The organism is Streptomyces sp. NPDC058274, assembly GCF_042881375.1.
In the GTDB taxonomy this organism is placed as follows: domain Bacteria; phylum Actinomycetota; class Actinomycetes; order Streptomycetales; family Streptomycetaceae; genus Streptomyces.
Genome location: NZ_JBHVXW010000014.1, coordinates 92,372 through 105,143 on the forward strand (window position 1 = coordinate 92,372; position 12,772 = coordinate 105,143).

Sequence of the window (12,772 nt, forward strand, 5' to 3'; positions counted from 1 at the left end):
TCCGGACGGCTGAACGGCCCGCTCAGCCCCAGATCGCCGCGCCCAGCCAGGCCCCCATGATCAGCAGGCAGGCGAAGAACTCCGTCAGCACGCTCCAGCCCCCCGACCGCATCGCCGTCCGCAGGGCCGTCACCGCCTCCCCGTGCCGCCCCAGGCGCAACCGCTCCGAGAGATAGATCCCGGCCATGAACCCGGGCAGCGCGCCGAGCACCGGGATCACCAGGAAACCGAGCACCCCGCCGACCCCGGCGTACACCGCCATTCGGGGGGTGGCGCCGCTCTCGCGCAGCCGTCGCGCGGGCAGTCCCCAGCGGATCGCCTGGGACAGCAGGAGGACCACGGTCGCGCCGACGAGCACCTCCCAGGACAGGGGGCGCGGGTCCTCCAGGGCCCACCAAAGGACCGCGGCCCATACGAGCCACGACCCCGGCACACCGGGCACCAGTACTCCCAGCAGGCCGAGCAGTATCACCACGCCGACCATCAGGAGTTGCCACGCTCCCATCTGCCCAGGGTGCAGGAGGACGGGCGAAACCGCAGGTCAGTCCAGTGGCTCCCGGGCCACCCAGGCCCGCTCGTACGCGTGCCAGCCCAGCTGCAGCCGGGTCGTCACGCCGGTCAGCTCCATCAGCCGCTTCACCCGGCGCTGCACGGTCCGCAGCCCCAGGTCGAGCTGCTTGGCGACGCTCGCGTCGGTCAGACCGGCGAGCAGCAGGGAGAGGATCTCCAGGTCGGTGCCGTCCGGGCCGTCCGGCTCCTGTTCGGTCACGCCCCGGCTGCCGAGCCGCAGGGGCAGTGCCTCCCGCCAGACCGACTCGAAGAGCCCCGACAGCAGCTCCAGGAGGCCGCTGGCGTGCACCACCAGCGCGGCCGGCTCCGCGGTGTGCGAGGTGAGCGGCACCATCGCGAGCGTCCGGTCGGCGACCACCAGCTTCGTCGGCACCGTGTCCACGACCCGCACCCGCTCGTCCCGGCCGAGTGCGGCGGTCAGCTCGGTGATCCCGGTGGGCTGGTCGAGGACGGCCCGCTCGACCACCACCCGGTAGCGGACACCCCGGTCGGCGGCCTGCTCCTCGGCGTCGTTGTCCATCCCGGAGACCACGACCGGATTCCCGGTGACCAGCGCGCACACCTCCTCGCTCGCGCCGAGCTGGAGCTGGAGGAAGCGCTGCGAGACCGCGGCCGCGCCGATCACCACCTCGACCAGGTCGTGCACGGCCGGCTCGGCGGCCTGCGCGCGGTACTCCTCGGCGAGCAGCGCCGCCGCCAGCTCCGCCTTCTCCAGCTCGTGCCGCTGCTGGGTGAGCAGCGCGCCGAGAGCGACCCCGGGCGGCGCCGCGACCCAGCGGCCGGGCCGCGCCGACGACTGGGCCGCCAGGCCGTGGTGCTCCAGCCGGCGCAGCGCGCGCTCCGTGTCGTACTCGCCGAGTGTGAGCCGCCGCGCGAGATCCGGCACGTCGGCGGCGCCCACGGACACCAGCGCCCGGTACGCCGACTCGTGAGTGTCGTCCAGTCCAATCGCTCCCAGCATGCGGCGATGTCCCTCCCCGAGGATCTGTTCCGGTCCGGCCATGGCGGAAACCGGCCACGGCGCAAACCCGCCTGGGCACATCATGGCCGTACCACCCGTATCTCTGCCAAGGTGACGCCACCGCAGCATCAATTGCCGTCCCCAATGCCCGGCTTGGGACGGATTGGCCTGCGCGAATGCGGGCCGCGCCGGCTCGTGGGGCAGCGCCGGCCGGTCCGGGGGACGCGGCCGGAGCGATCTTGGGGAGTGGAATCTTGGCCAGTGGGACGTGGGAAGGAGTGGCCGTGGGGACGGCGTCGGCGGTGGGGATCGCCGCCGTCCTGGCCGCCACCCCAGCCGTGCCCGCGGGGGTCGCGCGACCGGCAGCGGCCGCCGACGGGCTGCCGGAGGACGGCTTCAAGACGCGTGCGGCCAAGGCCGGACGGCGGATCTCACCGACCGCGACGGGTGAGGCCGGCCGGGTACCGGCCCGGCGCGCTCACCGCGGTGAAGCTGTCGTCCTCGTACGACGGTGGCGAGACGGTGGTGGCGAGACGACGGTGGCCAGACCTGGGACCGCCGCGAAGACGGGCCGCCGCAACGGGGAAGGGGCGGCGACCGTGCATCACAGGCGAGCTTCAGGGAACCAGGTGACACTCAAGGCCGACATGACCGACGACCGGGGCAACTCGGTCACCCAGACTGTGACCCGGGCCTACGACGTGCGCTACGACGTGCGCTAGGCCCAGGTCACTCCGGCGCCGCCGGGCGGTTCTCCCGTGGGGGGTGGGACCGCCCGGCGGTTTCTTCATACCGGTGTTCGACGCGTCGTCCGACACGCCGTTCGACCGCCAGTCTCCTGGCCGGTTTTTCCGGATGCCCCGTTTTCATCCGGCTCCCGCGGTGGACAATTACGGGCATGAGCCAGCAGGGGGAGAAGCCCACCGGTCACGAGGACGACTGGTGGGGTCAGTTGTACGACGACTCCACCGGGGACACGGGGCCTGCGGCCGCGGCTGATTCCCTCGACGACCGGTTCGCGTCGGCCGCCGACGCGGTGCGGCGGGGCCCCGCCGGGCCCCGGCCGGGGGAGGCGCCGGCGGTCCCCGAGCAGCGGAGCGGCGGTTCCTGGCCTCGCCCGCCCGACCCACCGGCCGACACCACGGCGGGACCCCGCGGCGCCGCACCGCCCGAACCGGGGAACGGCCCCGCCACTCCCGGGCCGCCGCCGGAAGTGCCGCGGCCCTGGGCCCCTCCGGCTCCGCAGGGCCGGACCGCGCCGGCTGCCGGTCCCGGGCGGGGTGATTCCTCGTGGCAGGACCCGGAGTCGGCGCCTTGGGACGCGGGTCCTGGACCGGGTGTAGGTCCCGCCTCGCGGGGTGGCTCCTCCGAGCAGGGTCCGGAATCGACGGGATCGGATGCGGGGCCCGAGCCCGGTGTGGGTCCGGCTTGGCGGGACGGCGGCCCCGGGCGGGGCGGTGCGCCGGCGTGGTGGGACGACGGTCCCCGGCGGGGCGCGGAGTCCGCGCGGCGGGATGCGCTTTCCGGCCCGAACCCGGCCCCCGAACCCATGCGTTGGGACGACGGACCCGGCCGGGGTGCGGGAGCCGCGCGCGGTGACGACGGCTACGGCGATGACGGCTACAGCGATGACGGCTACGGCGCCGATGGCTCCGGCGAAGCCGGGCGTGATGACGACATCGGGCGGGGGCCGGAGCCGGTGCGGCACCATGCGGCTCCCGCGGCTGCGCCGGACACGGAGCGGCGGGATCCCGGCCCTGGAGAGGGCCCGGAGCAGGATCTGGGCCCTGGGCAGGGGGCGGCCCCCGCGCGGGGTGTCGGGCCTGGGCAGGGGGCGGATGGTGCGGGGGATCTCGGTCCTGTGCATGCGGCGGAAGGTGCGCGGGATCTGGGCGCTGGGCAGGGGGCGGCTTCCACGCGGGGACTAGGGCCTGGGCAGGGGGCGGCCTCCGCGCGGGGACTCGGGCCTGGGCAGGGGGCGGCTTCCACGCGGGGTGTCGGGCCTGGGCAGGGGGCGGATGGCGTGCGGGATCTCGGTCCTGGGCAGGGAGCGCAAGATGCGCGGGATCTGGGCCCTGGGCGCGGGGCGGCCTCCGCGCGGGGTGTCGGCCCTGGGCCAGGGCCGGACGCGGCGCGGCGGGATGGTGGCTCCGGGGCGCGTCCGGAGCCGTTGTGGCGCCGGGGGCTGGGACGGCGGACCGCGCCGTGGGAGCCGCCGTCCGCCGAGTCGCCGGCGCCCGTGAGCTTCCCGCCGGGGCCCAGGCCGCCCGGCTTCCAGCCGGAGGTGGACACGGCGCCTTCGGACGGAGCCCGCGCCGACGTGAGCGGCCGGAGCGGGACCGACGCCCCGGAGGACGCCGTACCCACGACTTCCGGTGACTCGCCACCACCCCCCAACCCCCAGCCGCCCCCCGTGCCCCCCGCCCCGCCAGTCCCCCCGTCCTCTCCACCCCCCGCACCCGGTCCGGTGCTCGCGTCGGCGCCCCTCTACGTCGATCACGTCGGCTCCGGGCCGCCCACGTATGACGCGGAGCCGACCGCGCTGCCGGCGGCGGATCCTGATGGGCTCGACGAGCTGGTGGCGGACGCGGTGCTGGACGGGGCGCGGTACGGGGCGTGGACGGTGCGGGCCGTTTCCGTGCGCGGGGACTCCGCGCGATACCGGGGGGAGCCCCGCCGGGACTCCCTGCTGACCGCCCGCTTCGGGACGGGGGACCAGGCCCTGGTGCTGGTCGCCATGGCGACCGGCGCGCGGGCCACCCCGGGCGCGCACCGGGCGGCCGCCGAGGCGTGCCGGTGGATCGGGCGGGCCGTGGGACGCAGTCATGCCCGGCTGGCCGAGGACATCCGGGCCGGCCGGCGAGGTGACCTGAAGTCGGGGCTGCACCGGCTCACCGACCGCAGCCTCGGCAAGCTGCGGGCGAGCGCGGCCGAGCAGGGCGTCGGACCGGAGGAGTACACGGCAGGGCTGCGGTGCCTTCTGCTGCCGGCCGACCCGGAGTGCCGTACGCGGGTCTTCTTCGGTGTCGGCGCCGGCGGCCTGTTCCGGCTGCGGGACGGCGAGTGGCAGGACATCGAGCCACGGGTCGCGGACGCCACCGGCGAAGCCGTCGTCGGCTTCGGATCGCTGCCCCACGAGACCCCCGAGGGTGACCGGCTCACCATGGACCTGGGGATCACGACGCCGCCGAGCCCGTACGAACCGGCCCCCGCCCCGCCCCGCGCCCCCTTCCGGTTCCGCGCCTCCGTCGCCCGGCCGGGTGACACGCTGCTGCTCTGCACCGGCGGCCTGGCGGAACCCCTGCGCGGTGAACCCGAGCTGGCCCGGCATCTGACGGCCCGCTGGTCGGCCGCCGAACCCCCCGGGCTCGCGGCGTTCTTCGCGGACAGTCAGGTCAGGGTCAAGGGCTACGCCGACGACAGGACAGCCGCGGCGGTCTGGGAGGCGTAACACCCGGCCGTGTGAATTCATGGAACCCGAAGGGATCTCCGGAGACCGAAGGGCATGTGAAGTCATGGCCAAGCAGAACGTCGCCGAGCAGTTCGTCGACATCCTCGCCCGCGCGGGCGTCAAGCGCATGTACGGGGTCGTCGGCGACAGCCTCAACCCCGTCGTGGACGCCATCCGGCGCAACTCGGCCATCGACTGGATCCACGTCCGGCACGAGGAGACCGCTGCCTTCGCCGCGGGCGCGGAAGCGCAGATCACCGGAGACCTGGCGGCCTGCGCCGGCTCCTGCGGCCCCGGCAACCTGCACCTCATCAACGGCCTCTACGACGCCCACCGCTCCATGGCCCCCGTGCTCGCCCTCGCCTCGCACATCCCCTCCAGCGAGATCGGGCTGGGGTTCTTCCAGGAGACCCACCCGGACCAGCTGTTCCGCGAGTGCAGCCACTACAGCGAGATGATCTCCAGCCCCCAGCAGATGCCCCGGCTGCTCCAGACGGCGATCCAGCACGCCGTCGGGCAGAGCGGCGTGAGTGTCGTGACGCTGCCGGGCGACGTCGCGGACCGGCCCGCGCCGGAGAAGGCCGTCGAGACCGCACTCGTCACCTCCCGGCCCACCGTCCGGCCCGGTGACGCCGAGATCGACAAACTGGTCGCGCTGATCGACGAGGCCGACCGGGTCACCCTGTTCTGCGGCAGCGGCACGGCGGGCGCGCACGCCGAGGTGATGGAGTTCGCCGAGAAGATCAAGTCCCCGGTCGGACACGCGCTGCGGGGCAAGGAATGGATCCAGTACGACAACCCGTACGACGTCGGCATGAGCGGTCTGCTCGGCTACGGCGCCGCTTACGAGGCCACCCATGAGTGCGACCTCCTCATCCTGCTGGGCACCGACTTCCCGTACAACGCGTTCCTCCCCACCGATGTGAAGATCGCCCAGGTCGACGTCCGGCCCGAGCACCTGGGCCGTCGCTCCAAGCTCGACCTGGCCGTGTGGGGCGATGTGCGCGAGACCCTGCGGTGTCTGACCCCGCGGGTGAGGACCAAGGAGAACCGGCGCTTCCTCGACAAGATGCTGAAGAAACACGCGGACGCGCTGGAAGGCGTGGTCAAGGCGTACACCCGGAAGGTCGAGAAGCACGTCCCGATCCATCCCGAGTACGTGGCCGCGGTCGTCGACGAACTCGCCGCCGAGGACGCGGTGTTCACCGTGGACACCGGTATGTGCAACGTCTGGGCGGCCCGCTACATCTCACCCAACGGCCGTCGCCGCGTGATCGGTTCGTTCTCCCACGGCTCGATGGCCAATGCCCTGCCGATGGCCATCGGCGCCCAGTTCACCGACCGCAACCGCCAGGTCGTCTCGATGTCCGGCGACGGCGGATTCAGCATGCTGATGGGCGACTTCCTCACCCTCGTCCAGTACGACCTGCCGGTGAAGGTCGTCCTCTTCAACAACTCCTCATTGGGCATGGTCGAGTTGGAGATGATGGTCGCCGGCCTGCCCTCGTACGGCACGGCGAACAAGAACCCCGACTTCGCCGCCGTCGCCCGGGCGTGCGGGGCCTACGGCGTCCGGGTCGAGAAGCCCAAGCAGCTCGCCGGTGCGCTCAAGGACGCCTTCAAGCACAAGGGGCCGGCCCTGGTCGACATCGTCACCGACCCCAACGCCCTCTCGATCCCGCCGAAGATCAGCGCCGAGATGGTCACGGGCTTCGCCCTCTCCGCCTCGAAGATCGTCCTGGACGGCGGTGTCGGCCGCATGCTCCAGATGGCCCGCTCCAACCTGCGCAACGTGCCGCGGCCGTAAGCCGGTTGACCGCCTCACCACCCGCACCGCAGGGGCGCGCACGGAAGCTCCGGCACCGCGCGGACGTCGAGCCCCAGGAGACACTCGTCCTTCTCTCGTACGGCCGGATCGTCAGTCGCGTCTCCGTAGATGAATCGACCGTCCGCGGTCACGGCGCCCCCACCGGCGTAGCCCCGGAGCCGTGCGAGGTCGCCGGGCCGGCCCCCGCGGACCAGCGGCAGATGCACCGGCCCGTCCGGTCCGCGCGGGCCGGGACCGACCGGGACCGTCCGGCCCACGCGCCGTGACCCGCGCACGAAGGGCCTTCGCGCGACGCTCCGGTCGCCCCTCCACCAGCGCTCGTTCACCGGGGGCGGCGGCGCGGCCGGGTTCCACCGGCTCAACCGGGGATCGAGCCGACGGGTACGGCCGGGCATTCCCGTGCGCGTACGAGCGGTGGTTGACGATTCAGCATGACTGTCGCCTTCCGGAGGAGGGCATGGTTCCTCGTGAAGGTGTTCGAGCAGGAGGGGAAACCGACATCAGTGCGGGCGGGGGCCATGAAAAGGCAGGCACGAAGGGGCGGTCCGGTGGCAAGGGGGGCGTCCTCGGCGAAAGCGATGAAGGACACGGCCGAGAGCACGACGGAGCAAGCGGGCGCGGCGCAGTTGCGGCGCCGGCTCGGACGGGGGGACCTGCGGGCGGTGCCGGATGCCCGCAGAGCGCTGCGCGAACTCTTACGGCACTGGGGGAGGCCGGGACGATCCGAGGTGGCCGAGCTGCTGACCAGCGAGCTCGTCACCAACGCCCTGATACACACCGACCACGACGCGGTGCTGACGGCGACCGTCTCGCCGCACGGACTGCACGTGGAGGTCCGTGACTTCGTGGGACACAGGCCACGGCTTCGGGCACCGCGCGCCGACGACGGTACGCACGGCAGAGGCCTGGTCCTGGTGCAGTCCCTCGCGGACACCTGGGGCGTACGGGCACACGGGGTGGGCAAGGCGGTGTGGTTCGAACTGGACGGCGGCGTGGTGTGAGCACACCACGCCGCCGTCCAGTGAAGCGTCCGGTTCCGCCCGGACATCGCGTCCGGGCCTGGGGCCGGGGCCCTAACCGAACTGCTGCTCAAGGTCCTTGAGCTTGCGTTCCAGTGAGTCCAGCCGGGGCAGCGCCATCGTGTCGTCCTCCGCGGTGAGGTCGATGACCGGCTCAGTGCCGCTGCCGCGGACGGGCTGCAGGGAGGGACGGGTGCGCACGGGCAGCTGCTCCGGCGCCGATATGGCAGGGTCCGCGGTGGCCTGCGCGGGGGCCCGCTCCACGGTCGTCTCCAGCTCGCGTGAGCCGCCGCGGCCGACCAGGCCCCGGTGACCGCGGCTGAGCGCCTTGAGGTGCGCCCGCTCGACCCGCTCCTGTTCCCGGCGGCGCAGCCGGGTCTGCTCCTTCTGGCGCCGGTCCTCGCGCACCTCGTCCACGGCCTCGTCGAGGGTGCGGACGTTCTCGAGCAGCATCAACGACCAGGCGCTGTACGTCTCACGGGGCGCGCGCATCCAGCGGACGATCCGGATCTGCGGCAGCGGGCGCGGGACCAGGCCCTGCTCCCGCAGCGCCGCCCGGCGGGTCTGCTTCAGCGCGCGGTCGAAGAGCACCGCGGCCGACATCGACATGCCGGCGAAGAACTGCGGAGCGCCCGCGTGGTCGATGCCCCGCGGCGCGTGCACCCAGTTGAACCAGGCCGCCGCACCCGCGAAGGTCCACACCAGTATGCGCGAGCCGAGTGCCGCGTCACCGTGGCTGGCCTCGCGCACCGCGAGCACGGAGCAGAACATGGCCGCGCCGTCCAGGCCGAAGGGGACGAGGTACTCCCAGCCGTTGGAGAGGCCGAGGTTCTGCACGCCGAAGCCGACCAGGCCGTGGAAGGAGAGCGCCGCGGCGACCGCGGCACAGCAGAAGAGCAGCACGTAGGAGGCGGTGCCGTAGAGGGCTTCCTTGCGCCGGCGTCGCTCCTCGCTGCGCTCCCACGAGTCATCGGTGTGCGCGCTCTCCCCGGACCGCTTGCCACGCGCGAGCACCGCCACCGCCGCCAGCATGCCCAAGAGCAGAACGGCGCCCGGAAGCAGCCAGTTCAGCGATATGTCGGTCAGTCTCATCAGGGGTCCCTTGCATTGGGATAGGGCGTAACGCCCGCCATAGTGGCCCAAACCAGTCGGCGCCCAGGGGGTTTCGGGGCAAGAGGCCGCAAGGGCCCGCACAGGGCGGCATTCGTCTCGAACTGCCGCGCGAGGAACGGAAGTTGGGTGCGATTAGATTGACCCGTACGGGTGGTTCGGCGGAAAGTTCCTGCGACAGGTGGGGGAGTCGTGAAACGCCTGTCGGCCGCGGGGCGCCCCGCGGCGGACCGGGGCGGATGCCCGCAGCGGGACTTGATCTCCGGGGGCGGCGGGTCCTCGGACAGCCGTGACGGCTCAACGAGCCCCGGTGGCAGTCAACTTGGTGACGCGGTCCGCGTCACAGGTGCGCGGACAGGTGGTGCACGTGTCCGCGGGACGCAAGGTGTAGAAGAGGCAGCAGCTCACCCGGTCCCGGGTGGGCAGCGCTTCACCGTCCGGCCCCGTCAGCTCGCGGAACGCGGCGCTGCCGGCGTACGGCTGGGTCGCCCCGGGCAGCAGGCGCTCCAGTTCGCCCATGGCCCGCTGCTCCTCGCCGAGCAGATGGGCCACGTACCAGAGCCCCTCGACGATCTCGTCGGTCGCCATGCCCCACAGGGCGCGGCCGCGCCGCCGCATCCGCGGGCCGAAGCCGCCGAGGACCGGCTCCAGGTGCTCGGCGACGGCCGCCCGCACCTCGGCCGCCAGTGCCTCCTCGTCCGCCACCACCCGGGCGCCGGGCCGGCCGGCGGCCGGATCGTCCGGCAGGCAGGCGAACTCGTCGACCCGTACGGCCAGACGTCCCAGGGTGCGCTGGAATGTGACGTGCTCCACAGGGAAGCGCGGCACTCTGCGCAGCAGGAACCACGGGACGGTGATCAGCAGGCAGGCCGGCCAGGCGTAGCGGTGGAGCCCGAAGCCGGCTACGACGTCCGGTCGCGCCCGCTCGCCGTAGTCCCGCAGCACCTGCTCCTCGTCCCAGGCGAGAAACGCGTCGAGGTCGGCCCCGCCCTCCGCGAGCCGGGCCGCGTGGGCCCAGCCGTCGCCGCGGGGAGCCGCCTGCCCGGGGGCCAGCTCCGTCACGGTCAGCGCCGGGAAGACCTCGGTCAGCCGGGCGTAGGCGTCCGTGAGGACCGAGCGGGCCGGGTGCATGGCGTGAGCGGGGGTGTCCGCGCCGGGAGCGTGCGCGGCCGGGGCGTCGGTGGGCGGAGCGGGAGCGGACATACGGGGGCCACCCCTCCCGGTCGATTAAAGGTAAGCCTTACCTTACCCGAAGGGGTGGAGGTTTGAACTGGGGCCGGGTGCGCCTATGGTGCTTGACGGACGGGTAACAACCGCCGCAATGACCCCCAAGTACCACCAAGCCCGGAGGAGGACCCCGTGGAGCAGACCGGCTCGCGCGATGTGCTCGGCTTCGCTGTCACGGGGGCACCGGACGTCCGGGGGGCCACCGTGCGCGTCCCTCCGCAGCCGCGGGCGGCGGACGTGGACCGGGAGCGCGGTGTCGCCCCCGGTCCCGCGGCGGCCGGCGGCACGGCTCGTGGCGAGCACACGCACAGCGAGACGCCCATCCCGCAGCCCCGCGTCGAAGGGCGTCACGTCGTCCAGCGGTCCTCCGTCCGCGGACAGATCCTCGCCGCCCTGCGCACCGCGCTGGTCTCGGGCGAGCTGGCCCCCGGTGAGGTGTACTCGGCACCCGTGCTCGGCGAACGCTTCGGGGTCTCCGCGACGCCCGTCCGGGAGGCGATGCAGCAGCTCGCGCTGGAGGGCGCCGTCGAGGTCGTACCGAACCGCGGCTTCCGGGTCGTCGAGCGGTGCGCCCGCGAACTGGCCGAACTCGCCGAGATCCGGGCCCTGATCGAGGTCCCCGTCATGCTGCGCCTGGCGCGCATGGTGCCCGCCGCGCGCTGGGCGGAACTGCGCCCGCTGGCCGAGGCGACGGCACGCGCCGCGGCCTCGGGGTGCCGCGCGACCTACGCCGAGTCCGACCGCGCCTTCCACCGCGCGGTCCTGACCCTCGCCGGCAACGAGCAGTTGCTGCGCATCGCCGACGACCTGCACCGCCGCGCCCAGTGGCCCCTCGTCGGCATCCCCGTCTCCCGCGCCCGTGCCCATCTGGTCGCCGACGCGGCCGAGCACGCGGCCCTGCTGGAGGCGCTGATCGCCCAGGACCTCACGGTGGTGCAGTCGCTGGTGCGCGAGCACTTCACCGGCGCGTAGGCCCTGCGCCGGGCCCGGCTGCGTTCCCCCGGCCGGGCTGCGTCTCCGGCGTGTGCGTCCCGGTCCGGCTCCGGCCCGTGTGTCCCGGTCCGGCTCCGGCGTGTGCGCCCCTGGCCCGGGTCCGGCGTGTGCGTCCCGGTCCGGGTCCGGCGTGTGTGTCCCTGGCCCGGCTCCGGCCCGTGTGTCCCGGCCCGGGTCCGGCGTATGTGTCCCGGTCCGGCTCCGGCGTGTGCGCCCCTGGCCCGGCTCCGGCGTGTGTGTCCCGGTCCGGGTCCGGCCCGTGTGTCCCTGGCCCGTGTGCGTCGCCGTCATGGCTCCGGCCGTTCGCGTCGCCGCCTCGTCTGCGCCCCCGGCCCGTCTCCGGCTCGGCAGGGGCCAGGTTCGGCAGGGGCCGGCTCGGCCTCAGGGCCCTGCCCGCGCCGCCCCCCGGCTTTGTCCCCGGCGCGTCCCCATCCCCTCGCCCTCGTCACGGATCCGTGGCCTCCGCGCAACGACTTGCCCGCGCGGGCAACCCACGGCCGTCCGGCCGCGTGCTCCCCGGCACACGCACGACCGACTCCAGGGGTGAGCATGATGTTTCCCGACCCCGCCTGGCAGGCGCAGCAGCGGCAGCACGAGCAGCGCCGCTTCCGCGAGATGAACGAGGCGAGCGCCCGGCGCCGCCGGTCCCGTTCGGGGACGGGCCTCGGCGGACTGCTGAAGTTCCTGCTCCTCGTGGCCGCCGTCGTCCTGCTGGTCAAGAACCCCGAACTGCGCACCGAGGCCTGGACGTTCGTCCAGCACTTCTGGACGGACGTCCAGAACGCCTAGCACCTCTCGGGTACCCCGGACCTAGGCCGTGGCCGCCGGTGGCGTCAACTGGTGGGCCAGCCAGGTGGGTACGCCGCCCAGCAGCCGGAACAGCCGGCCGGCCTCCGCGCGCAGCCGGGACGCCTCGGGTTCGATCTCGGCGTCCGCGAGCGAGGCCAGCGCCGGCGCCGTACCGACCAGGTAGCCCAACTCCTCGCGGATCCGCAGGGATTCGGCGAAGCCGTGCCGGGCCTCCGCCAACTCGCCCTCCCGCAGCGCGAGTCCGGCGAGATGGCGCCAGGTGCACGAGAGCAGCAGCGGGTCGCCGAGGGCGGTGGCGCCCGCGTGCGCACGGCGGTACGCGGCACGGGCCGCCTGCGGTGAATGGGCGAGGTTCTCGGCGATGAGGCCGCGCCGGAAGTCGAGCGCGGCCCGGCCCGGCGCGCCCGGTGCCAGCAGTGCGGCGGCCCGGCCGAGCGCCGCCCGTGCCTCGTCCGCCCGGTCCCGGACGCCGAGCAGGGTGGACGCGTACGCGAGCTGCCCGCGCTCACAGGCCGCCGCGCCCCGTTCGTCGTCGCTCTGGGCCAGGGCCTCCGCCGTCCGCAGGGCGTCCTCGGCCTCGGCCCAGCCCTGTTCCGTGTACAGACACCGCTCGACGAGCAGGGACGCTCTCTGCAGGGCCGCCGCGGCGGTGTGCGGTTGGAGGAGAGCGGCCGCGTCGGCCCAGCAGGCGCGCGAGCGCAGCCGCCATACCGCGGTCTGGAGTGGATCGTCCCCTGCAGTCGTTCCGGAACCAGACATGGCGGTATGCGCCACGTTGCCCTCCCCGAGCACACCATTGAGCT

Annotated in this window: 11 protein-coding genes; 6 read left to right on the plus strand and 5 right to left on the minus strand. The window is 73.9% G+C overall.

Translation table 11 applies throughout. The features are described 5' to 3' along the window. Positions 1-22 precede the first annotated feature (22 nt). Positions 23-505, minus strand: coding sequence for a DUF456 domain-containing protein (locus ACFVYF_RS25270; protein ID WP_389458829.1), 483 nt, complete (start codon positions 503-505; stop codon positions 23-25). Between the two features lie 36 nt (positions 506-541). Next, on the minus strand, positions 542-1,531 hold the full coding sequence (locus ACFVYF_RS25275; protein WP_389458831.1) for a winged helix-turn-helix transcriptional regulator: 990 nt from the start codon (positions 1,529-1,531) through the stop codon (positions 542-544). Positions 1,532-1,815: 284 nt separating this feature from the next. On the opposite strand from ACFVYF_RS25275, the gene ACFVYF_RS25280 reads away from it, so the two are divergent. From ACFVYF_RS25280 to ACFVYF_RS25295, 4 genes are all read left to right on the plus strand, one after another. After that, the gene (locus ACFVYF_RS25280) at positions 1,816-2,253 is read left to right on the plus strand and encodes a hypothetical protein (RefSeq protein WP_389458833.1); all 438 of its coding nucleotides are present in this window, start codon (positions 1,816-1,818) and stop codon (positions 2,251-2,253) included. Positions 2,254-3,230: 977 nt separating this feature from the next. Further along, the gene (locus ACFVYF_RS25285; protein WP_389459003.1) at positions 3,231-4,982 is read left to right on the plus strand and encodes a protein phosphatase 2C domain-containing protein; all 1,752 of its coding nucleotides are present in this window, start codon (positions 3,231-3,233) and stop codon (positions 4,980-4,982) included. A 64-nt stretch (positions 4,983-5,046) separates the two neighbouring features. Further along, a complete protein-coding gene (locus ACFVYF_RS25290) occupies positions 5,047-6,789 on the plus strand; it encodes a pyruvate dehydrogenase (RefSeq protein WP_389458835.1) in 1,743 nt (580 codons plus the stop codon). Between the two features lie 599 nt (positions 6,790-7,388). Continuing rightward, complete coding sequence (locus tag ACFVYF_RS25295) at positions 7,389-7,811, plus strand: ATP-binding protein (RefSeq protein ID WP_389458837.1); 423 nt, start codon at positions 7,389-7,391, stop codon at positions 7,809-7,811. Between the two features lie 72 nt (positions 7,812-7,883). Here the strand turns inward: ACFVYF_RS25295 and ACFVYF_RS25300 are convergent, their stop codons facing one another. Both ACFVYF_RS25300 and ACFVYF_RS25305 read right to left on the minus strand, forming a co-directional pair. After that, positions 7,884-8,921, minus strand: coding sequence for a DUF2637 domain-containing protein (locus ACFVYF_RS25300; RefSeq protein WP_383285940.1), 1,038 nt, complete (start codon positions 8,919-8,921; stop codon positions 7,884-7,886). A 315-nt stretch (positions 8,922-9,236) separates the two neighbouring features. Beyond that, the gene (locus tag ACFVYF_RS25305) at positions 9,237-10,070 is read right to left on the minus strand and encodes a (2Fe-2S)-binding protein (RefSeq protein ID WP_389459005.1); all 834 of its coding nucleotides are present in this window, start codon (positions 10,068-10,070) and stop codon (positions 9,237-9,239) included. Between the two features lie 228 nt (positions 10,071-10,298). On the opposite strand from ACFVYF_RS25305, the gene ACFVYF_RS25310 reads away from it, so the two are divergent. Then, the gene (locus tag ACFVYF_RS25310) at positions 10,299-11,138 is read left to right on the plus strand and encodes a GntR family transcriptional regulator (RefSeq protein WP_389458839.1); all 840 of its coding nucleotides are present in this window, start codon (positions 10,299-10,301) and stop codon (positions 11,136-11,138) included. A gap of 570 nt (positions 11,139-11,708) precedes the next feature. Next, positions 11,709-11,948: a hypothetical protein gene (locus tag ACFVYF_RS25315; protein ID WP_389458841.1), complete on the plus strand. Its 240-nt coding sequence runs from the start codon at positions 11,709-11,711 to the stop codon at positions 11,946-11,948. A 21-nt stretch (positions 11,949-11,969) separates the two neighbouring features. On the opposite strand, the gene ACFVYF_RS25320 is transcribed toward ACFVYF_RS25315, so the two are convergent. Beyond that, positions 11,970-12,743, minus strand: a complete 774-nt coding sequence (locus tag ACFVYF_RS25320) for a hypothetical protein (protein WP_389458843.1) — start codon at positions 12,741-12,743, stop codon at positions 11,970-11,972. Positions 12,744-12,772 lie beyond the last annotated feature (29 nt).